The sequence below is a fragment of the uncultured Marinococcus sp. genome, from assembly GCF_947493875.1.
Lineage (GTDB): Bacteria > Bacillota > Bacilli > Bacillales > Marinococcaceae > Marinococcus.
Genome location: NZ_CANLSU010000004.1, coordinates 76611 through 97312, shown reverse-complemented (window position 1 = coordinate 97312; position 20702 = coordinate 76611). Strand labels below are relative to the sequence as shown.

The following is a 20702-nucleotide window of genomic DNA, read 5'->3' as shown; positions in this document are numbered from 1 at the left end:
GCATATGAATATAATGGATCAGGTGAAAGAGCAGCTGAAAACAGAAGTTGCTGCGGCAATTGAAGCGGCAGGACTTGCCCGGGGGGAAGAAGTGCCGGAAATTGTGCTTGAAACCCCGAAGGAAAAAAGCCATGGAGACTTTGCATCCAACGCAGCGATGAAGCTCGCAAGTGTGGCAAAAAAGGCTCCACGGGCGATCGCCGAGGACATCGTGAATCACTTAAACACAGACAAGGCCTCCGTTAAAAACATCGAAATTGCGGGGCCTGGCTTTATTAACTTTTTTATGGATAACCGCTATTTGATCGACGTGATTCCGGGAGTGCTCAACCAGGGAGCGGACTACGGCCGTTCTGATGTAGGAAAACAGAAAAAGGTCCAGGTGGAGTTTGTATCGGCGAACCCGACCGGCAACCTGCACCTCGGTCATGCCCGCGGTGCGGCTGTGGGGGACTCGCTCTGCAACATTCTGGACTTTGCCGGCTACGACGTGACGCGTGAATATTACATTAACGATGCCGGCAACCAGATCGTAAACCTGGCCAGATCGGTCGAAAGCCGTTACTTTGAAGCGCTTGGCTTGGATATGGAAATGCCTGAAGGCGGCTATCAGGGAGCAGACGTGCGCCAGTTCGGTGAAGAGCTTGCCAGTGAGCAGGGCGACCGGTTTGTTCACGTCGAGGAGGAGGAACGGCTCGAGTTTTTCCGCGAGTACGGCCTTAAGCGTGAAGTCGAAAAGCTGAAGCAGGATCTTGAACAATTCAGAGTCCGCTTTGACGTGTGGTATTCGGAAACCTCTCTTTACACAAACGGCAATGTGGAAGAAACTCTGCAATACCTGCACGACCAGGGAGAAACGTATGAAGAAGACGGAGCGGTATGGTTCCGCTCGAGCCGTTACGGGGACGATAAGGACCGGGTGCTCGTGAAAAATGACGGCACCTATACGTATCTGCTGCCGGATATTTCGTATCACCGGAACAAATTCGGCCGCGGCTTTGAAAAGGTTATTAATATCTGGGGCGCGGACCACCACGGCTATATTCCGCGGATGGAAGCAGCCGTGCAGGCGCTTGGTTATGACAAAGAACAGCTCGAAACGCAGATTATTCAAATGGTAAATCTGTTTGAAAACGGCGAGCGTGTGAAAATGAGCAAACGGACCGGCAAGGCGGTAACGCTGAAGGATCTCATGGAAGAAGTCGGCATCGATGCTACCCGGTATTTCTTTGCGATGAGAAGCCCGGACACACATATGGACTTTGATTTGAGTCTGGCCAAATCGCAGTCGAACGAAAATCCGGTATATTATGTGCAGTACGCCCACGCCCGGCTTTGCAGCATTTTCCGTCAGGCGGAGGAGCGCGGGATTACGTTTGATCCGGCGGCAGATTTGACGCCAATTCATAGTGAAAAGGAATTGGACGTGCTGAAAAAAATCGGTGAATTCCCGGAAGAAGTGGCCATTGCAGCGGATAAATACGCTCCGCACCGCATGACCACCTACCTTCATGAACTGGCGTCTGCATTTCACAGCTTCTACAACGCAGACCGCGTCATGGATGCTGAGGATGAGCCGAAAACCCAGGCAAGACTCGTACTGGCGAAGGCAGTCCAGACGACGGTGCAGAACGGTCTGGACCTTATCGGCGTACACGCGCCGGAAACGATGTAATAACGACGAAGGCACCACCCGGGATGGGCGGTGCCTTTTTATTATGCTTTGGCAGGTGCTTTTTCATATGCCGATTCGATCTGTTCGTCGACCGGGAACCTGGTTCCCACGTAGGCGCGGGCCCGTTTAACAAACAGGGCGATCACAATGAGCGTACCAATGGCTGCAAGAATATAGCTTAATTCCATCGGAAGCCCAAAGCCGATCGGCGCGTTTAAAATGTAGGTGAACGTGGCCATGGTCATAAACGTGGCCGGAATTGAAGCGACCCAGTGGTTTTTCCCGGCGAGCACGAGATACATGGCACCGACCCACAGGGCGATCATAGCGGTGGATTGGTTGGCCCAGGAAAAGTACCGCCATAAAATGGTGAAGTCCATGTTCGTTAAAGCAAACGAGGCGACAAACAATGGAAGCGCGATCCACAGCCGGTTCGGCATTTTCTTTTGATTGATCCGGAAGTAGTCGGCAATAATCATCCGTGCACTTCTAAACGACGTATCGCCGGAAGTGATTGGAAGTACAATAACCCCGAGAACGGCAAGTGTACCGCCGACAGCACCAAGCATTGTCATTGAAACCTCGCTGACCACAGCCCCGGGGCCACCGGCAGCGATGATTTCATTTAGGGAAACGCCGTTAAAAATGCTCATGGCAGCAGCGGCCCAGATCATGGCGATGATGCCTTCTGCGATCATCATCCCGTAGAAGATTTTTCTTCCGCTGCCCTCGCTCTGGGTGGTGCGGGAAATAATCGGTGTCTGGGTGGCATGAAAGCCGGAGATAGCCCCGCAGGAAATAGTTAAAAAGAGCAGCGGAAAAATAGGTGCCTGATCCGGGTGCATGTTTTGAAACGAAAGCTCGGGAATCGGCTGTCCCTGCACAATCAGCCCGCCGCCGATACCGACAGCGCTCAGCAGAAGCAGCGCCCCGAGAATTGGGTAGATTTTGCCGATGATTTTATCCACCGGAAGAAGTGTCGCGAGCGTATAGTAAGCAAAAATAACTGTAATAATGGCAGCAAGGCCGATCCATCCAGGGAGAATCCCATTCAGCAGCTCCGCGGGAGCGGTGACGAAAACGGTTCCAACTAATAATAAAAGAAGTACAGAAAAGCCATTCACAATATGCTTCATCGATTTGCCGAGAAATTTGCCGGCAAGCTGCGGAAGGTGGGCGCCACCGTTCCGGATGGAAATCATGCCGGTTAAGTAATCATGCACTGCACCGGCAAAAATAGCGCCGAACACGATCCATAAAAAAGCAACCGGCCCGTAGAGAGCTCCCATAATCGGGCCGAAGATTGGGCCGACGCCGGCAATGTTCAGCAGCTGAATCATGGAGTTTCTTTTCGTTCCCATGGGAAGGTAGTCGACATTATCCTGTTTAGTGAAGGCGGGGGTTGCCCGCTTGTCGTTTGCAGTAAATAATTTTTCAATAAAAGCGCCGTATGTAAAATAGCCGACAATCAGTAATGCTACTGCGATGATAAAAGTAATCATGATGTCGTCCTCCTGATAATTTGAATACGCTTACAAATTAGTTATACAATTGGAAATGATAAACGTCAAGCAGAAAAATGAAGCGGGCCCTACGGTTTTTATTGCAAACAGGAAGGGTAAATAATGGTAGACCTAGAAGAAGAACAGGAAGACATGCTGCGATGCAAAAGGAGGAAAAAGTATGGCTGTTATTATCCGCCCGATGAAGTACAAAGATTTGGACCGAATCCGGGAAGTTGCAAGGGAATGCTGGTACGATGCCTACGAGGGAATTATTCCGCTTCCGGCCCAGGAAATGTATTTAAGCCAGGCCTACAACGATGAAATGTTAATGCGCCGTATATCCAAGCACACCTCTAAAGTAGCTGAAGTGGATGGAACAGTTATTGGCTTTTCCGATCTAGGCCCGATCGATGACAAAAGAACCTGTAAAATGTCAGCTTTATACCTGCTTCCCGGACACCAGAGCCGGGGGATTGGAAAGCAATTATTTGACGAAACGCTGCTAGAAGAGCCAAACGCTAAAAAAATCCGGGTGTATATAGAGGAAAAAAATACACGCGGGCAGAAATTCTACGAAGCCCAGGGCTTCGAGAAAAAAGAAAAGCTGCAGGGAGAGTTCGGTGGCTACCAGATCCCGATGCTGATTATGGAGAAGGATATGTAAAAGAAAAGCGGAGGAAGCCTGACCAGCGATGCGGACCCTGGAAGGGCTTTGGAAAAGTGGCTTTTTCACTTTGACAAAGGTCTGAAGGGATGCGAAATCGCTGGCTTCCGGAGCTGGACAGAGAAACGCGGCCGACTAATAAACCGCTGCGTTCTGAGTGTCTGAAGAGTGGGCAACCTATAAATCAAAAAAAGCTGCTCCTCTTGTGAGGAAGCAGCTTTGCACTTGATAGATGATTATTTTAATGGGTTACTTCATTTTTTAATAGGACGATGCGATGGTAAGGAAATTCTTCTTCTTTTCCCACAATTGGATAATCACTGAATTCTACAATAACTGTGCGTTCAAATTCAGAAATAACTTTCATTTCATAGCCTTCGTAGTGAACGACTTCTCCAGGTTCGAATTGGTCAAATTGCTTTTCGCCAGCCATATACATCAACACCTTTAACTTTATTAAAATATAATACCCTTTTTTATAATGATTAAACGTCGCTTGAAATTACAGACACAATACGTACATTTTCGTGAAACAGGAACGATTTGTCAATAAGGTTGCAGCAGACCGGTAAATCAGCTAAACTAATTGAAGTTTTTGAAGGAACGAAAAAATGGAGGATGGTCATGAGCCTGGAAGAAAAAGAGAGGAAGCTGCAGCAGCTCACAGCGAAGGAAGCGCTTCTTGGTGTTGCTATTGCTGTGGGCCATTTTATCTGGTGGTTTGGTTTTGCTTATGGTCTTGGAGGCAGAGACCCCCAGGATTATCAGTACATACTTGGTATGCCCGACTGGCTGTTTTACAGCTGCGTGCTCGGGCCGGTGCTTTTACTCGTCACTTTGTGGTTTGTCGTGAAGTTTGTCCTCCGTGATATTCCTCTTGATCAGGAGGAAGAATAATGAATATAGAAGTGATTGTGCCATTAATCGTTTTTTTACTTCTTACGTTTGCAATCGGTATATGGTCCGCTAAAAAAAGGACGGGAGCCGCTTCTTTTCTTCATGATTATTATTTGGGCAGCCGTGAACTTGGCGGGCTGGTGCTTGCCATGACAATGGTTGCGACGTACGGAAGCGCGAGCAGCTTTGTCGGAGGCCCCGGCATTGCCTACGACCGGGGGCTTGGCTGGGTGCTTTTGTCCATGGCCCAGGTGGTTACCGGCTATTTTACACTGATGATTCTTGGCAAGCGGTTTGCTGTTATGGCCCGACGATACCGGGCTGTAACGCTCGTAGATTTTCTCCGCTCCCGCTATAATAACGGACTTGTTGTTATTTTAGGGGCATTCAGCATTGTCATCTTCTTATTTTCTGCCATGGCCGCCCAGTGGGTAGGTGGCGCGAGGCTCATCGAATCGGTCACAGGCATGAGCTATCAGGCGTCCCTGTTTCTGTTTGCAGCGGCAGTCCTGTTTTATGTGATCATCGGGGGCTTCCGGGCAGTAGTGGTTACAGACGCAGTGCAGGGCATTATTATGGTAGTTGGAACATTGATTATTTTCACCGCTACGCTGATAGCGGGGGGCGGCATGAACAATATTATGACCTCCCTGTATCAGGAGAACCCGAACCTCGTTACGCCTTTCGGCGCGGATGGAGATTTAACTGCGCTCTATGTATCGTCATTCTGGATTTTAGTCGGTGTGGGAGTGGTTGGGCTGCCTCAGGTGGCGGTACGGGCAATGTCGTATAAAAGCTCGGCTGCTATGCACCGTGCGCTTCTGATCGGAACGGCAGTGGTTGCTTTTATGATGTTTGGAATGCATATGGCCGGAGTTATGGGCCGCGTGGTGGTACCGGGCATTGAAGTAGCCGATACCGTTATGCCGGAGCTTACCATGACTGTTCTTCCCGGATGGCTGGCCGGTGTCGTCCTGGCAGCGCCGATGGCAGCCATCATGAGCACCGTGGATTCCCTGCTGCTGATGATTAGCTCCTCAGTAGTGAAAGATGTATATATTAACTATATCAAGCCGGACGCTTCGGAAAACAGAATACGCCTGCTGAGCCTGATTGTTACGGCAGCCGTCGGCATTATCGTTGTAGCTATTTCGTGGAGTCCGCCGGAGTTTTTAATCTGGCTGAATTTGTTTGCCTTTGGAGGACTGGAGGCAGCGTTCATCTGGCCCATCGTTCTGGGACTGTACTGGAAAAAGGCAAACGGATGGGGAGCGCTTGCAGCAATGGTCACCGGTATCGCCTCATACATGATTATTTCCATCTGGCTTCCGGGATGGCTCGGGATGCACGAGGTGGCTATGCCCGTTCTGTTTTCACTTGCTGCGTTTGTGCTCGTTTCCCTTCTCACGAACCGGCAGCAGAACGAATGGGCACCTCTGGAAAACCATTAAACACACAGGCAGTAAATTCTATCAGGAAGAATTAAATAATAATTATGGAATTTTCCTTCGAAATATGTTTATAATTTTAGGTATGAATTTTCGTAGCGATGAAGCGATTAATATAAAAGAATCAGCATAAGGGCATGTTCGTGAAAAGGAGCGATGAAGCTGTGAAAATAAACGAGTTGAGCGAAGAAAAAGTACGGGAAATGTCTTCGATGGAACTGGCGTATATGATACTCGAAGAAGAGGGCGGAGCATCAGGCTATACGAGAGTTATGGATCGTCTGACAGAATTAAAAGGATACACGGAAGAAGAAAGAAAAAGCCGGATGATCAAGCTGTTTACCTCCATGAACCTGGACGGACGGTTTGTGCACCTGGGCGAAAACCACTGGGGTCTTCGCGGATGGTATCCTCTCGATCAGTCAGATGAAGAACTGAGTCATACCGTACAGGGGTCTGATGAGCTTGCCGATGAAATCGATCCGGAGGAAGAAACGTATGATGATGACCTGGTGGACATTTCCGACGATCTGGACGCGATCTCTAAAAAAGACGACGCCGACGAAGACACGTTTGATGATAATGATCTCGAAGGCTTTGAGCCAGGCAATTCCGGTCCAGGCTTCGACGAAGACGAAGAAGAAGACGAAGAAGACAGTGGAAGCGACAATACAGAGGAAAGTGAAGAAGAGAGCCGGTAATTTTATCGTGGCGATATCTTGACTTTCGAAACTCGTATAGGTACAATCATTTTTGGGCTGTGACGTAAAGGTGAAAATGATACCTATATAAGCATTAACGACAAACAAAAGTGTGCCCCCTCCATATGGTGGCAGGGCGCCACTTTTGTTTTTTTTATGAACAAAGAAAAGCGGAGGGTGTTTGGGCACCAGCTTAAACGGCTCGTCGGTTTCAGTCGGCTTGAGACGAAGTCACAAACGAGCTGAAATCACGAATGGATTAAGCTGGTAACACCCGTAGCTGGACAAAAAGAAAAGCGCAGAAGCCTTGCTTAACCGCGACAGGTACTTCCCAGACGTGCAGGGCAGCCTGCTGCCCGGAGTCGGCTAGGAAGTAACCCCGAGCGGTTAGGCTTCGAAGCTGGACAAAGAAAAGCGCAGGAAGCCTGTTCAGCGGCGCGGGCCCTGAAAGAACTATTTTAAAGAACATTTATATAAAGAGAGGCAGATAGGTATATGGCGAGTAAATATATTTTCGTTACTGGCGGCGTTGTATCTTCGTTAGGTAAAGGCATTACAGCAGCTTCCCTTGGAAGACTGCTTAAAAACAGAGGACTTAGTGTTACTATCCAAAAGTTTGACCCATATATTAATGTGGACCCGGGAACGATGAGCCCGTATCAGCACGGGGAAGTTTTCGTTACAGACGACGGAGCAGAAACAGACCTGGATCTCGGGCACTATGAACGCTTTATCGATATTAACCTCAGCAAAAACAGCAATGTCACGACCGGAAAAGTATACTCATCCGTTATTCGAAAAGAACGCCGCGGCGACTATCTCGGCGGCACCGTACAGGTTATCCCGCATGTTACCAATGAAATTAAAGAACGTGTGTATCGTGCAGGAAGAGAAACAGGAGCCGATGTAGTAATTACAGAAATCGGCGGTACGGTCGGCGATATTGAAAGCCTGCCGTTTCTTGAAGCCATTCGTCAGATTAAAAGTGATGTTGGGCGCGACAACGTAATGTATGTGCACTGTACGTTAATTCCATACTTATCTGCAGCAGGAGAAATGAAATCCAAGCCGACGCAGCACAGCGTCAAAGAGCTCCGCGGCATCGGTATTCAGCCGAACGTCATTGTACTCCGGACAGAAAAGCCGGTACCAGAAAACATGAAGGAGAAAATTGCTTCGTTCTGCGACGTGCCTTCAGAATCGGTTATTGAAGCAGGGGATGCAGAAGTATTGTACCAGATCCCGCTTGAACTGCAGCGCCAGCATATGGACCAGATTGTCTGCGATCACCTGAAGCTGACAGCGCCACCGGCAGAAATGACGGAATGGACTGCGCTTGTCGACCGGGTGAAAAACTTAAGCAAAACGGTACGTATTGCCCTCGTAGGAAAATATGTAGCGCTTCCGGACGCGTATCTTTCAGTGGCAGAGTCGCTTAAGCACGCCGGCTACCACTTCGATGCAGACATCGAAATCGACTGGGTGCAGTCGGAGGACCTGGATGAAAATAATGTGGCAGAGCGCCTGAAGGATGCCGATGGAATTCTTGTCCCCGGAGGCTTCGGAGACCGCGGCATTCAGGGCAAGATTGAAGCAATCAGCTACGCCCGTAAACAGAAGATTCCGTTTCTCGGAATCTGTCTTGGCATGCAGTTGGCAAGCGTGGAATTTGCAAGAAACGTGGCCGGCATAGAGGATGCAGGTTCGGCAGAATTCCATCCCGATGCTAAAAATGCAGTAATCGACCTGCTTCCGGAGCAGAAGGATGTTGAGGATCTTGGCGGTACGCTCCGGCTCGGCCTTTATCCCTGCAAGCTGAAAGAAGGCTCCCGGGCAAAGGAAGCTTATGATGATGCGGAAATCGTTTATGAACGTCACCGCCACCGCTACGAATTCAGCAATGCTTACAGAGAACAGCTGGAAGACAACGGATTTATCTTCAGCGGTACGAGTCCGGACGGACGTCTGGCGGAAATTATCGAAGTAGCAGACCATCCTTATTTTGTTGCTTCACAGTTCCACCCGGAATTTGTGTCCCGTCCGACCCGCCCGCAGCCTTTATTCCGCGAATTTATCCGTCACTCTGCAGGAGAATAAATAAAAGTAAGCCTGGATGGCATAGACCATCCAGGCTTCTTTATGCAGAATATCTCTGCTTTATTCGAGTTCATCGGATAATTCTTTGATATATAAATATAACAGCTGGCCGGCGAAGAAAGCAGACAGGTCAAATGGATACCCGTAGCGCTCTCCCGTTTCGTCCGGAATGACCGGATCGGCCGACGGTGCTGAAATATGGCAGTTTAACGGCCCGAGCAGCTCGTTGATACGGGCATCATCCTGCGTGAAAATAATCAAAGGTGTTTCGCTGTTTTCGCATGTCTGGATAAACGAAAGCATCTCCTCCTGCTCGTCGGGATGAATGATTAAAAACAAACGGTCGACCTCAGACAGGGCCTCGGTCTCGGGAGAGGGGATAATGGCTGTCGTTCCTCCCGGAGCATCCGGATGGCTGGCCAGCGCGAGAGCAATGGAATGGGCGGACGGCGATCCCGCTATCCAGAGCCTGCCGAGCCCCCTTACAGCCTGGACGGCCAGACGTGCCGCATCTTCAAATTCTTCCTCCTGGTCCATGATGCTTTGAAATTTACCCTGAAGCTGGGTAGAAAAAATTTTCATGAAAATCCTCTTTTCTGCTTTAAAATTGATGCCTGGCTGAAACATACATGGTCATAAATCTCATAGTAATATATACTGCAGGGAGAAGAAAGTAGAGAAGGAGGAATTCATGCAATGCAACGGGTGTTAATCGTAGATGATCAAATGGGAATCCGGCTTCTCTTAAAAGAGGTGCTCGAAGAAGAGGGGTACACCGTCAAGGAAGCACATAACGGCGAGCTTGCTTTACATATGGTGGAGGAATGGACGCCGGAAATTTTTATCATCGATATGAGACTCCCGGGGATCGACGGGCTCACCCTGCTTAAAGAGCTTCAAAGCATCTCCCGCCTTGAAGGTGCCTGCATGATTATAATGACTGCCTTTGGCGAAAAGGAACAGGTGGAGGCGGCCAGACAAAACGGAGCTGCCTACTATATCACGAAGCCGTTTGACATTGAAAACTTAAAGGGCGTCATTGGCAAAGTTTCACGAGAAGGGTGACAACTGGACTCGATATGCTATAATGAAAAAAGAATTTGAGTAAGATCTACATAGCATAGTCGGTTTGTTTTCAAGCGGAAGTATCTGACAGTGAAGACGCCCTGATCACATCATTATTACGCTTTAATACCCACTATTCAATGCAGCCTGAGTGAAAGCTGCAGATACTTTCGTGTGCTTAAATATGTTTACTATGTATGGAAGCTGCTCAAACATTTTGCTTGAAACGAAGAGGGAGGATATTTTTATGCCATTGGTATCAATGACGGAAATGCTGAAAACAGCACAGAAAAATCAGTATGCCGTAGGACAGTTCAACCTGAACAACATGGAATTCACCCAGGCCATTCTTCAGGCGGCTGAAGAGGAAAAATCTCCAGTAATCTGCGGTGTTTCTGAAGGCGCGGCCCGCTACATGGGCGGCTTCGAAACAGTCGTTACCCTGGTAAAAGCGTTGATGAAAGAATACAACGTAACAGTACCTGTAGCTATTCACCTCGACCACGGCTCGAGCTTTGAAAACTGCATGAAGGCAATGAAAGCTGGCTTTACTTCTGTAATGATCGACGGGTCCCACCACCCGCTTGAATACAACATTGAAATGACTAAGCGCGTTGTAGATGCTGCACATGCGATCGGCGTATCTGTAGAAGCCGAGCTCGGCCGTGTAGGCGGACAGGAAGATGACCTGGTCGTTTCTGAAGCGGAAGAAGCTTATGCTATTCCTGCAGAGTGTAAAGAGCTTGTAGAGCAGACCGGTGTTGACTGCTTCGCAGCAGCGCTTGGTTCTGTGCACGGCCCGTACAAAGGCGAGCCGAACCTCAGCTTTACCCGTATGGAAGAAATCCAGCAGCTCGTGGACGTTCCATTCGTTCTGCACGGTGGTACAGGCATTCCGACAGAAGACGTGAAAAAAGCGATCCGTTACGGTCACGCCAAAGTGAACGTAAACACGGAAAGCCAGATGTCCTCTGCGGCGAAGGTACGCGAAGTACTGGCAGAGCAACCGAACCAGTATGATCCCCGTAAATACCTCGGCCCGGCACGCGATGCCATCAAAGAAACAGTGAAGTTCAAAATGCAGGAATTTGGTTCTTCCAACCAGGCATAATTAAAGGGCATAAAGCGAAGAAAAGGGGCCCGGCAACGGGCCGCCTGTTTCTCCGCCTTACCTTCTTCTTTTCATAGTAAAATGATTTGCAAACGTTTGCTTGAGCTGGATAAAGAGTACTGAATAACAGGAGGGAACATGTATGAAGTTTTTTGTAGATACAGCGAATATCGATGAAATCAGAGAGGCGAATGACCTGGGAATTCTCGCCGGCGTCACCACGAATCCGAGTCTCGTCGCCAAAGAAGGCGTTGACTTTCATGAACGCTTAAAAGAGATTACTGCTATCGTTGACGGCTCCGTCAGTGCCGAGGTTATCTCGACGGAAGCGGAAGGCATGATCACAGAAGGCCGCGAGCTCGCAAAAATCGCTCCGAATATTACGGTTAAAGTTCCAATGACACTTGAAGGCATGAAAGCCGTAAAGGTCTTTACAGAAGAAAACATTCAAACGAATGTTACGCTCGTCTTTTCTTCCGTACAGGCGTTAATTGCGGCAAGAGCAGGCGCGACATACGTGTCCCCATTCCTCGGACGTCTGGACGATATCGGTCATAACGGTCTGGACCTGATCAGTGAAATTTCTGAGATCTTTAACGTTCACGGCATTGAAACGAATATTATTGCAGCATCCGTGCGCCACTCCACCCACGTGGCAGAAGCAGCGGCCCGAGGTGCCCATATCGCGACCATTCCGTTTAAAGTTGTTCCTGGTCTTCTGAAGCATCCACTGACAGATCAGGGCATTGAAAAATTCCTGAGCGACTGGGAAAACCGTAAGCAGTAAAATAAAACAGCAAAGGCTTCTGCAGGGTTTCTGCAGAAGCTTTTTTTGTATGAAAATTCAGCCAAATTCTCTTGCTAATAAGTGGAAAAACATCTATGCTGAAAAAAGAAAACACTTTTAACGATTAGTAGGACACAAATAGTATAAAAAGGCATTCCCTGCCTGGATCCGGGCCCGGCCTAAAGCTTTTACATACCGGTCCATACAGGCTGGCTGAATAAGCCGGATAATGACTATAGAGGATGATTGCATGCAGAAAATGATTATTGAAGGCGGCAGGCCTTTAGCAGGCCGGGTCTCGGTCAGCGGAGCGAAAAACAGCGCGGTGGCGCTTGTACCGGCTGCATTGATGGCAAATGGCCATGTGACTCTCGAGAACCTTCCGGATATTCACGATATCGACGCGCTGGCGGAGATTTTGCAGGACGCAGGAGCGAATGTAAAAACAGAGAATCACCGGATGAAAATCAACGCGAAGAATGTCCGTCCGCTGCCGCTGCCAAACGGAAAAGTAAAGAAGCTGCGCGCTTCCTACTATCTGATGGGGGCAATGCTCGGCCGGTTTAAAAAAGCGGTTATCGGCATGCCGGGCGGCTGCTATCTTGGTCCGCGGCCGATTGATCAGCACATCAAAGGCTTTGAAGCCCTTGGTGCCACTGTCGAAAATGAACACGGAGCGCTTCATATCCATGCCAAAGAGCTGAAAGGAGCCCGCATCTATCTGGATGTGGTGAGCGTTGGGGCGACGATTAATATTATGATGGCGGCAGTCATGGCCAAGGGCCGGACAGTCATCGAAAACGCCGCGAAGGAACCAGAAATTATCGACGTAGCCACACTTTTAACAAATATGGGGGCAAATATTAAAGGCGCGGGTACAAACGTTATCCGTATTGACGGCGTGGAAGAATTAAATGGATGCACTCATTCGATTATTCCGGACCGGATTGAGGCGGGAACCTATATGATTGCCGGGGCAGCTGCGGGAAGCGAAGTAGTAATAGACAACGTCATTCCGGACCACCTCGAAGCATTAACGGCCAAGCTCCGGGAAACAGGGACAGGCGTGGAATGGTATGATAATTCGGTACGTGTCACCGGAGCGAAGCGGCTGCAGGCTGTGCAGTTAAAAACACTCGTTTATCCCGGTTTTCCTACCGATCTGCAGCAGCCGTTCACAGCGCTGATGACAAAAGCGGAAGGAAAAACGATTGTTCACGACACCATCTATCCATCCCGGTTCAAGCATGTGGATGAGCTGTCGCGCATGGGAGCGGATGTAACCACCAGTGAAGGCACTGCGATTGTGCGTGGGCCCGCTCAGCTTCAGGGTGTACAGGTGGCAGCGAGCGACCTGCGGGCCGGAGCTGCCCTGATCGTAGCCGGGCTGATGGCCGAAGGCCGTACCGTTATTACCGGCTTTGAGCATGTGGCCCGGGGCTATGAAAGGGTTGAGCACAAATTGCGTTATTTAGGCGCTGATATTCGTTTAGAGACCATCAGCGAGCAGGAGATGCAGGAAATTAAAAATTCATAAGCTTGGGGGAGTATAACAATGGAAAGAAGTCTATCGATGGAGTTAGTACGAGTGACAGAAGCAGCGGCATTATCGTCTGCACGCTGGATGGGCCGGGGAAAAAAGGATGAGGCCGACGATGCTGCTACAAGCGCAATGCGCGATGTATTTGACACGATCCCGATGAAAGGGACCGTGGTCATCGGCGAAGGGGAAATGGACGAAGCGCCGATGCTCTACATTGGGGAAAAGCTCGGTACCGGCTTCGGCCCGAGAGTCGATGTGGCGGTAGACCCGCTTGAAGGTACAGAAATCGTCGCCAGCGGCTCCTGGAACGCCCTCGCGGTGCTTGCCATTGCTGACCATGGAAGACTTCTCCATGCTCCGGATATGTATATGGATAAAATTGCCGTAGGACCTGAAGCAATTGGGAAAATTGATATCGATGCGCCGGTTGCAGACAACCTGCATGCTGTAGCAAAGGCAAAGGGCAAGGATATCGAAGACGTTGTAGTCACTATTTTAGACAGAGAGCGCCATGCCAAACTGATTCAGGACGTCCGTGACACCGGGGCCCGCATCAAGCTGATTCCCGCCGGGGACGTGGCCGGTGCAATTAATACCGCCTTTGATGAAACAGGCGTGGATATACTGCTTGGCTCCGGCGGAGCGCCGGAGGGCGTTATTGCCGCGGTCGGACTCAAGTGTCTGGGCGGGGAAATGCAGGGCAAGCTTCTTCCGCAGAATGACGATGAGCTGGCCCGGTGCACGGAAATGGGCATTGATGATGTCAGCCGGCCGCTTCTTATGTCAGATCTGGTCGGCGGGGAGGACTGCATCTTCGCTGCTACCGGCGTAACGGAGGGCGAGCTGCTGAAGGGCGTGAATTTTAAAAGCTCCAAGGCGACCACTCAGTCCCTGGTCATGAGGGCGAAATCAGGGACGGTCCGTTTTGTCGACGGCAAGCACAACGTGCAGAAAAAGCCGGATTTTGTCATCAGAGACGAATAGCACAGGCAGAGGACAGGGGGCACCTGTCCTTTTCCCATTTTCATGCCGGAGGTCTCCCGTGCTGATAATTTCACTTGCAGACAGAGTCGTTCAAAGTTAAAATGATGAAGAACAATCCGTATTCGTAAAACGTTTACTGCCATTCAACAGTACTCCTCTCCTTTATGCGAAGCGAAGGCGCATCTGCTTCAATGCTCCAAAGAATGCAGGGCATCCGTTCCTTTTCTTATCTTCCAACTATCCCAACACGTTTTGCCGGAAAGCCATAACGGAAATAAAAAAGACGGCTTACATTCACAAAGTGTAAGTGTTTCTTCACGTTGACGGAACTAATATACATGATTACTTTTTTACATTCATAAAAGAAAAAGAAAGTGGTGACCGCATTGGCAGTCAACATCGCAGAGCTTGAGACAATGACGCTGAAAGAATTGTACCGGCTCGCCAAGGAATACAAGGTATCGTATTACAGCAAATTAAACAAACGGGAGCTCGTCTTTGCGATCTTAAAGGGGCAGGCGGAAAAAGACGGCCTGATGTTTATGGAAGGCGTGCTTGAAATTATCCAGACAGAAGGCTACGGTTTTCTGCGCCCGATTAACTACCTGCCGAGCACGGAGGACATTTACATCTCTGCCTCGCAGATTCGCCGTTTTGACTTGAGAAACGGGGACAAGGTTTCCGGAAAGGTACGGCCGCCGAAGGATTCGGAGCGGTACCACGGTCTGCTTCAGGTGGAAGCGGTCAACGGGGAAGACCCGGACTCCTCGAAGGAACGCCCGCATTTTCCGGCGCTGACGCCGCTGTATCCGGAAGAGCGCATGCAGATGGAGACCCGTCCCAACCGCGCGTCTTCACGGATTATTGACCTGATCACCCCGGTAGGCTTCGGCCAGCGCGGACTCATTGTGGCTCCGCCAAAAGCCGGAAAGACGTCGCTGTTAAAAGAAGTCGCCAACAGTATTACTGAAAACCATCCGGAAACCGAGTTGATTGTGCTGCTTGTGGATGAGCGTCCGGAGGAGGTCACTGACATCGAACGTTCTGTAGACGGGGACGTAGCCAGCTCTACATTCGATGAAGTGCCTGAGAACCACATTAAAGTTTCTGAGCTTGTGCTTGAACGGGCGATGCGGCTCGTGGAGCACAAGAAAGACGTCGTCATTCTGCTCGACAGCATCACCCGGCTTGCACGGGCGTATAACCTGGTGCTGCCGCCAAGCGGCCGGACGCTTTCCGGCGGTATTGACCCGGCAGCGCTTCATCGTCCGAAGCGCTTCTTTGGTGCAGCCCGCAATATTGAAGAAGGCGGAAGCCTGACCATTCTGGCGACGGCCCTTGTAGAAACCGGATCGCGGATGGACGATGTGATTTATGAGGAATTTAAAGGCACAGGAAACATGGAACTCCATCTTGACCGCCGCCTGGCCGAACGCCGTATCTTCCCATCGATCGACATCCGCCGCTCGAGCACCCGGAAAGAAGAGCTGCTCGTTTCCAAGGAGCATCTGGATAATTTATGGGCAATCCGCAAGACGATGAACGATTCTCCGGATTTCGTGGATCACTTTATCCGGCGCATTAAGCAGACCAAAACGAACGAGGAATTCTTTGAAGAGCTTCAAAAGGACAAGCAGGGAAAAGTAACGACCGGAAAGAAATAAACGAAATGAACGATTGATAAATTCCGGGGGAATTGTTATAATCTCGTTATGTGTGAAAAAGAGAAGAATTGAAAGGAAGTGACCAGCTATGAAACAACAAGTGCATCCGGAATATCATAAAGTTGTGTTTATGGATACAAGCACGGGATTCAAGTTTTTGAGCGGTTCGACAGAAAGCTCATCTGAAACTATCGAATGGGAAGACGGAAACACGTACCCAGTAATCAAAATTGAGGTAAGCTCCGACTCCCACCCGTTCTATACCGGCAAGCAGAAGCAGAACACTGCCGGCGGCCGTGTGGACAAGTTCAAAAGAAAATACAACCGCTAATCACAATGGTTGGGGAAAGGCGGAAGCTGCGGCTTCCGTCTTTTTTATATCACGAACCGAAACCGATAAGCAGGGGAGAATAATATGGCGCAGTTATTTTTTAAATACGGCACAATGAACAGCGGCAAGTCCATCGAAATTTTAAAGGTGGCCCACAATTATGAAGAGCAGAATAAACCGGTGCTTATCTTCACCTCCGGCCTGGATGACCGGCGCGGCGTCGGATTTGTAGCAAGCAGAATCGGAGTGGAGCGTGAGGCTGTTCCAGTATTTGAAGAAACAAACATTTACGACATCGTCCGTCAGGAAGAAGAGCGTCCGTTCTGCATCCTCGTCGATGAGGCGCAGTTTCTGTCCCAGGAGCACATCATTCAGCTGGCGGAAATTGTTGATAACCTTGATATTCCGGTGATGAGCTTCGGTTTGAAAAACGATTTTCAAAATGAACTGTTTGAAGGCAGCAAGCATCTGCTTCTCTACGCGGACAAAATCGAGGAAATGAAGACCATCTGCTGGTTCTGTCATAAAAAAGCGGTCATGAATTTAAGACTCGACGGCGAGGGGCGGCCGATTTATACAGGCGATCAGATTCATATCGGCGGCAATGATTCGTATTATCCGGTATGCCGGAGATGTCACGCGAACCCGCCTATTGCCCTGTAAACAAAAAACAAGCCAGCCGGTGCAGTGCCCCGGCTGGCTTTATCTATTGCAGGCGGACAGCTACTTCGCCCGGCGGATCACCTGCTGAAGCGGGTCCCACACTTTGTTGTACGGCGGAGCGTAGCTCAGGTCCAAATCCTCAAAATCACTTACCGTCATACGGTGGAAGAGGGCAGTTGCCAGCACATCGAGCCGTTTGTCTGTGCCGTCGCCGCCGATAAGCTGGCCGCCGAGGATAATACCTGTGTCCGGACAGTACGTGACTTTAATATGAAGCCTGGTATTTCCCGGGAAATAGCCGGCATGGCTTGATGTAGTAAGCATCTCACTGCGGTGCGGAAAGCGCATGTCCGCAGCCTCCGCCTCGGAGATGCCGGTTTTTCCAAGCGTCAGGCTGAAAAAGCGGAGAATGGAGGTGCCGGTTACTCCTTTAAAGGACTTTACGCTTCCAGCCATGTTCAGGCCGGCGACCCGTCCCTGCTTGTTGGCATGGGTACCGAGCGGAAGATAATCATCGATCTCCTTGATCCGGTGAAACTGGGTAGCGCAGTCCCCGGCGGCATATATGTCAGCGACGTTGGTTTCCATATAGCGGTTCACCTGAAGTGCGCCGTTGCCGTGCCGGAACAGTCCGCATTTGGACACCATTTCCGTGTTCGGACGCAGGCCGACGCCGGCGATCACTGCATCGGTTTCAACTACCCGCCGGTCGGTATGGACAGCTTCGACCCGGCTTTTGCCTGATAAATGCTGAACGTTCTCCGCAAACAGCAGCTCAATGCCGTTCGCTTCAGCTTCCTCAGCGATGTATTCTGCCATGTCAGGATCAAATATGCCCGCAAGCTGATCACCGCGCTGCAGAAGCGTCACTTTCTTTCCGGCATGAATGCAGTTTTCCGCCACCTCCAGGCCAATGTAGCCGCCGCCTACGACAGTGACATGGTTAACGTGCGCCAGATCTGTTTTGATCGTTTCGGCGTCCGGAATCGTTTTTAGTGTATGAACGCCTTCAAGCTCCCGCCCCGGCCAGTTTGGCAGAAGCGGACGCCCGCCGGAGGCGACGAGCAGTTTGTCGTACGTAACCTGAAACGGTTGTCCAGTATTGTTGTCCATCCCGGTGACTTCTTTTTTATCCGCATTAACGCCGGTTACCTCGTGGTTGACCCGGGCATCAATGCCGTACTTTTCCCGAAATGTTTCGACGTCGCGGGCGATTAAATTCGCGCTGTCTTCGACTTCGCCCCCGAGTATGTAAGGAAGGCCGCACTGGGCGTAGGAATATATTTCCCCAGCTTCAAGTGTAATAATTTCTGCGTTCTCATCCTGCCGGTAGATCTGCATGGCTGCACTCATGCCGGCGGCGTCTCCGCCGATAATAACGTATTTCATTGTTTTTCCCCCTTCTGCTGAAACAATAGACATCTACAGGGCGGTTCCCCGCTCCCGCACTGGTCAAACGAAATTTACAGATGCGGTGGTATTTTGACGCCCCTATGCCCCTGTATTATAATTAGTATACTGTAAAGGAGAACGAGAAACGTGTAAAACGTAACGAAATATATTTCCGTCGGATAAAATTTGAAAAATAGAGGTGAACGGTGTGTTAGAGCGACTGCAGACGGTAGAAGACCGTTATGAATATTTAAACGAACAGCTGAGCGATCCGGAAATCGCAAACGATCCGAATAAAATCAAGGAGCTGTCCAAGGAGCAGGCACAGATGCAGCGGACCGTGGAGGTCTACCGGGAATACAAAGAAGCCCGGCAGCAGCTTGATGAAGCCAAGTCGATGCTTGAGGATGAGCACGATGCGGAAATGAAGGACATGGTAAAATCGGAAGTCGAAGAGCTGAGCGAGCGTATTGAAAGCCAGGAGGAAGAACTCCGGAGGCTCCTTCTGCCGAAGGATCCAAACGATGACAAAAACGTCATTATTGAAATACGGGGAGCTGCGGGCGGTGAAGAAGCGGCGCTGTTTGCTGCTGATTTATACAAAATGTATACCCGTTACGCAGAAAAACAGGGGTGGAAAGCAGAAATCGTGGAATCGACTGCAAGCGACCTTGGCGGCTACCGGGAAATCATTTTTATGATTAATGGCGATTCGGCGTATTCGAAAATGAAATATGAAAACGGGGCTCATCGGGTTCAGCGGGTGCCAAGCACAGAATCCGGAGGACGCGTGCATACCTCAACAGCTACGGTGGCTGTCCTGCCGGAGGCCGAGGAAGTGGAAGTGGATATTCACGATAAGGATATCCGTGTCGATACGTTTGCAGCGAGCGGTCCCGGCGGCCAGAGCGTAAACACCACCATGTCGGCGGTACGTCTGACTCACGTGCCGACAGGTATTGTCGCTTCCTGTCAGGACGGCAAATCGCAGATTAAAAACAAAGAAAAAGCGATGACAATTCTTCGTGCCCGTGTGTACGACAAATTCCAGCAGGAAGCCCAGGCCGAATATGACGAAAACCGGAAATCGGCGGTGGGAACCGGGGACCGTTCCGAACGGATCCGGACATATAATTTCCCTCAGACGCGCGTAACCGATCACCGAATCGGCCTGACGCTGCAAAAGCTTGACCAGATTCTCCAGGGAGAGCTCGATCAGGTTATCGAGCCGCTTGTAATGGAAGAGCAGGCCGAGCTGATGGAAAAAGCAGGCGAAGCGTAATGAAGGAAGAACCACTTGTATTTGAAGCCCGGAGATGGGCTTCTTCTTTTTTGAGTGAGCATGGTAGAGAAGAGACGGCAGCAGACTGGCTTCTCGAGCACCATCTTCAGCTCTCCCGGGCCCAGCTGCTGGCCGCATTGAGAGTGCAGATGGCGCTGCAGACGTGGGAGCATTTCCAGCAGGATGTGCACCTTCACGCAGCCGGGACGCCGGTGCAGCATTTAACGGGCAGCAGCTTTTTTTACGACCGCGAGTTTCACGTTAATCCGGACGTGCTGATTCCCCGGATGGAAACCGAGGAGCTTGTCTGGTACGTGATCGACTGGGTGCAAAAAAATAAAGAGCTGAAAGCGCCAAGGATCATCGACGTTGGCACAGGCAGCGGCATTATCGCAGTCACGCTCGCCCTGGAGCTTTCGTCGGCACGGGTGCAGGCTGTGGATATTGACAGCCGGGCGCTTGAGACGGCGAAACGAAACGCCGGACGGCTAAACGCACCGGTCGTCTTTCATCAGGAATCGTTTCTTGAAGGCATGGCGTCCCGGAAGGAGCGGGCCGATGTTATTGTGTCCAATCCTCCCTACATTCCAAAGGAGGAATGGGAGCAGCTTGATCCACTCGTCCGGGAGAAGGAGCCTGCCATTGCATTGATCGGTAAAGGCGAAGAGGGAATCCACAGCTATGAAGAAATTATCAGCCGTGCTGCCGAAGTTTTGGCTCCGGGCGGGCTGCTTGCCTTTGAAATCGGCTGGCAGCAGGGGGAAGCTGTGAGGCAGGCAGCTGAAAAAGCTTTCCCGGAAAAAAGAATTCAGGTAATAAAGGACTTGAATGGGAACGACCGAATCGTTACAGTTGTGAATAAGTAAGAAAGTTATCCACGTTCTGTGGATAAC

The 20702-nt window shown here is 50.2% G+C and carries 20 protein-coding genes; 16 read left to right on the top strand and 4 right to left on the bottom strand.

The genetic code is table 11. The features are described from left to right. Positions 1 to 4: 4 nt before the first annotated feature. On the top strand, positions 5 to 1675 hold the full coding sequence (argS, locus tag Q0757_RS08735; protein ID WP_298786365.1) for an arginine--tRNA ligase: 1671 nt from the start codon (positions 5 to 7) through the stop codon (positions 1673 to 1675). Between the two features lie 41 nt (positions 1676 to 1716). Here the strand turns inward: argS and Q0757_RS08730 are convergent, their stop codons facing one another. Further along, positions 1717 to 3177, bottom strand: a complete 1461-nt coding sequence (locus Q0757_RS08730) for a carbon starvation protein A (RefSeq protein WP_298786363.1) — start codon at positions 3175 to 3177, stop codon at positions 1717 to 1719. A 181-nt stretch (positions 3178 to 3358) separates the two neighbouring features. Here Q0757_RS08730 and Q0757_RS08725 point away from each other — a divergent pair, with 181 nt between their 5' ends. Beyond that, positions 3359 to 3844 carry a GNAT family N-acetyltransferase gene (locus Q0757_RS08725; RefSeq protein ID WP_298786361.1) on the top strand — a complete coding sequence of 162 codons (486 nt, stop codon included), beginning with the start codon at positions 3359 to 3361 and terminating at the stop codon, positions 3842 to 3844. A gap of 241 nt (positions 3845 to 4085) precedes the next feature. Here the strand turns inward: Q0757_RS08725 and Q0757_RS08720 are convergent, their stop codons facing one another. Beyond that, the gene (locus tag Q0757_RS08720; RefSeq protein ID WP_022794603.1) at positions 4086 to 4277 is read right to left on the bottom strand and encodes a hypothetical protein; all 192 of its coding nucleotides are present in this window, start codon (positions 4275 to 4277) and stop codon (positions 4086 to 4088) included. Positions 4278 to 4468: 191 nt separating this feature from the next. Here Q0757_RS08720 and Q0757_RS08715 point away from each other — a divergent pair, with 191 nt between their 5' ends. The 4 genes from Q0757_RS08715 (at position 4469) to Q0757_RS08700 (ending at position 8987) form a co-directional block, all read left to right on the top strand. Continuing rightward, positions 4469 to 4741 carry a YhdT family protein gene (locus tag Q0757_RS08715; RefSeq protein ID WP_298786358.1) on the top strand — a complete coding sequence of 91 codons (273 nt, stop codon included), beginning with the start codon at positions 4469 to 4471 and terminating at the stop codon, positions 4739 to 4741. Continuing rightward, the gene (panF, locus tag Q0757_RS08710; RefSeq protein WP_298786356.1) at positions 4741 to 6192 is read left to right on the top strand and encodes a sodium/pantothenate symporter; all 1452 of its coding nucleotides are present in this window, start codon (positions 4741 to 4743) and stop codon (positions 6190 to 6192) included. Before Q0757_RS08715 ends, panF begins: the two co-directional genes overlap by 1 nt. Positions 6193 to 6353: 161 nt before the next feature. Continuing rightward, entirely contained in the window at positions 6354 to 6890 is a 537-nt protein-coding gene (rpoE, locus tag Q0757_RS08705) for a DNA-directed RNA polymerase subunit delta (RefSeq protein WP_298786354.1), read from the top strand. 495 nt (positions 6891 to 7385) lie between these two features. Beyond that, entirely contained in the window at positions 7386 to 8987 is a 1602-nt protein-coding gene (locus tag Q0757_RS08700; RefSeq protein WP_298786352.1) for a CTP synthase, read from the top strand. Between the two features lie 60 nt (positions 8988 to 9047). Here Q0757_RS08700 and Q0757_RS08695 read toward each other — a convergent pair whose 3' ends face one another. Beyond that, on the bottom strand, positions 9048 to 9569 hold the full coding sequence (locus Q0757_RS08695) for a DUF2529 family protein (RefSeq protein WP_298786350.1): 522 nt from the start codon (positions 9567 to 9569) through the stop codon (positions 9048 to 9050). A gap of 114 nt (positions 9570 to 9683) precedes the next feature. Here Q0757_RS08695 and Q0757_RS08690 point away from each other — a divergent pair, with 114 nt between their 5' ends. The 8 genes from Q0757_RS08690 to Q0757_RS08655 all read left to right on the top strand — a co-directional run bounded on the left by Q0757_RS08690 (position 9684) and on the right by Q0757_RS08655 (position 17135). Further along, entirely contained in the window at positions 9684 to 10052 is a 369-nt protein-coding gene (locus Q0757_RS08690; RefSeq protein ID WP_298786349.1) for a response regulator, read from the top strand. Positions 10053 to 10299: 247 nt separating this feature from the next. After that, the gene (fba, locus tag Q0757_RS08685) at positions 10300 to 11163 is read left to right on the top strand and encodes a class II fructose-1,6-bisphosphate aldolase (RefSeq protein ID WP_298786347.1); all 864 of its coding nucleotides are present in this window, start codon (positions 10300 to 10302) and stop codon (positions 11161 to 11163) included. Positions 11164 to 11305: 142 nt separating this feature from the next. Next, the gene (gene fsa / locus Q0757_RS08680) at positions 11306 to 11950 is read left to right on the top strand and encodes a fructose-6-phosphate aldolase (RefSeq protein WP_298786345.1); all 645 of its coding nucleotides are present in this window, start codon (positions 11306 to 11308) and stop codon (positions 11948 to 11950) included. A 250-nt stretch (positions 11951 to 12200) separates the two neighbouring features. Further along, a complete protein-coding gene (locus tag Q0757_RS08675; protein ID WP_298786342.1) occupies positions 12201 to 13487 on the top strand; it encodes a UDP-N-acetylglucosamine 1-carboxyvinyltransferase in 1287 nt (428 codons plus the stop codon). An 18-nt stretch (positions 13488 to 13505) separates the two neighbouring features. Continuing rightward, entirely contained in the window at positions 13506 to 14477 is a 972-nt protein-coding gene (glpX, locus tag Q0757_RS08670) for a class II fructose-bisphosphatase (protein WP_022794592.1), read from the top strand. A gap of 386 nt (positions 14478 to 14863) precedes the next feature. After that, the gene (rho, locus tag Q0757_RS08665; protein ID WP_298787008.1) at positions 14864 to 16141 is read left to right on the top strand and encodes a transcription termination factor Rho; all 1278 of its coding nucleotides are present in this window, start codon (positions 14864 to 14866) and stop codon (positions 16139 to 16141) included. A gap of 88 nt (positions 16142 to 16229) precedes the next feature. After that, the gene (locus Q0757_RS08660; protein WP_022794589.1) at positions 16230 to 16472 is read left to right on the top strand and encodes a type B 50S ribosomal protein L31; all 243 of its coding nucleotides are present in this window, start codon (positions 16230 to 16232) and stop codon (positions 16470 to 16472) included. A gap of 84 nt (positions 16473 to 16556) precedes the next feature. Next, the gene (locus Q0757_RS08655) at positions 16557 to 17135 is read left to right on the top strand and encodes a thymidine kinase (protein WP_298786336.1); all 579 of its coding nucleotides are present in this window, start codon (positions 16557 to 16559) and stop codon (positions 17133 to 17135) included. Between the two features lie 60 nt (positions 17136 to 17195). On the opposite strand, the gene Q0757_RS08650 is transcribed toward Q0757_RS08655, so the two are convergent. Beyond that, entirely contained in the window at positions 17196 to 18524 is a 1329-nt protein-coding gene (locus Q0757_RS08650) for an FAD-dependent oxidoreductase (RefSeq protein WP_298786334.1), read from the bottom strand. A 211-nt stretch (positions 18525 to 18735) separates the two neighbouring features. Between Q0757_RS08650 and prfA the strand changes: the two genes are divergently transcribed. Together prfA and prmC are read left to right on the top strand one after the other, a co-directional pair. Further along, complete coding sequence (prfA, locus tag Q0757_RS08645) at positions 18736 to 19809, top strand: peptide chain release factor 1 (RefSeq protein WP_298786332.1); 1074 nt, start codon at positions 18736 to 18738, stop codon at positions 19807 to 19809. Next, entirely contained in the window at positions 19809 to 20675 is an 867-nt protein-coding gene (prmC, locus tag Q0757_RS08640; protein WP_298786330.1) for a peptide chain release factor N(5)-glutamine methyltransferase, read from the top strand. The genes prfA and prmC overlap by 1 nt, the downstream gene beginning before the upstream one ends. Positions 20676 to 20702 lie beyond the last annotated feature (27 nt).

Coding starts and splice junctions, on each gene's coding strand:
- fba (WP_298786347.1), top strand. CDS start 10,300: ATGCCATTGGTATCAATGACGGAAATGCTGAAAACAGCACAGAAAAAT.
- Q0757_RS08700 (WP_298786352.1), top strand. CDS start 7,386: ATGGCGAGTAAATATATTTTCGTTACTGGCGGCGTTGTATCTTCGTTA.
- argS (WP_298786365.1), top strand. CDS start 5: ATGAATATAATGGATCAGGTGAAAGAGCAGCTGAAAACAGAAGTTGCT.
- glpX (WP_022794592.1), top strand. CDS start 13,506: ATGGAAAGAAGTCTATCGATGGAGTTAGTACGAGTGACAGAAGCAGCG.
- Q0757_RS08690 (WP_298786349.1), top strand. CDS start 9,684: ATGCAACGGGTGTTAATCGTAGATGATCAAATGGGAATCCGGCTTCTC.
- Q0757_RS08660 (WP_022794589.1), top strand. CDS start 16,230: ATGAAACAACAAGTGCATCCGGAATATCATAAAGTTGTGTTTATGGAT.
- Q0757_RS08715 (WP_298786358.1), top strand. CDS start 4,469: ATGAGCCTGGAAGAAAAAGAGAGGAAGCTGCAGCAGCTCACAGCGAAG.
- Q0757_RS08720 (WP_022794603.1), bottom strand. CDS start 4,277: ATGGCTGGCGAAAAGCAATTTGACCAATTCGAACCTGGAGAAGTCGTT.
- Q0757_RS08655 (WP_298786336.1), top strand. CDS start 16,557: ATGGCGCAGTTATTTTTTAAATACGGCACAATGAACAGCGGCAAGTCC.
- Q0757_RS08675 (WP_298786342.1), top strand. CDS start 12,201: ATGCAGAAAATGATTATTGAAGGCGGCAGGCCTTTAGCAGGCCGGGTC.
- panF (WP_298786356.1), top strand. CDS start 4,741: ATGAATATAGAAGTGATTGTGCCATTAATCGTTTTTTTACTTCTTACG.
- prmC (WP_298786330.1), top strand. CDS start 19,809: ATGAAGGAAGAACCACTTGTATTTGAAGCCCGGAGATGGGCTTCTTCT.
- fsa (WP_298786345.1), top strand. CDS start 11,306: ATGAAGTTTTTTGTAGATACAGCGAATATCGATGAAATCAGAGAGGCG.
- Q0757_RS08695 (WP_298786350.1), bottom strand. CDS start 9,569: ATGAAAATTTTTTCTACCCAGCTTCAGGGTAAATTTCAAAGCATCATG.
- Q0757_RS08650 (WP_298786334.1), bottom strand. CDS start 18,524: ATGAAATACGTTATTATCGGCGGAGACGCCGCCGGCATGAGTGCAGCC.
- Q0757_RS08725 (WP_298786361.1), top strand. CDS start 3,359: ATGGCTGTTATTATCCGCCCGATGAAGTACAAAGATTTGGACCGAATC.
- Q0757_RS08730 (WP_298786363.1), bottom strand. CDS start 3,177: ATGATTACTTTTATCATCGCAGTAGCATTACTGATTGTCGGCTATTTT.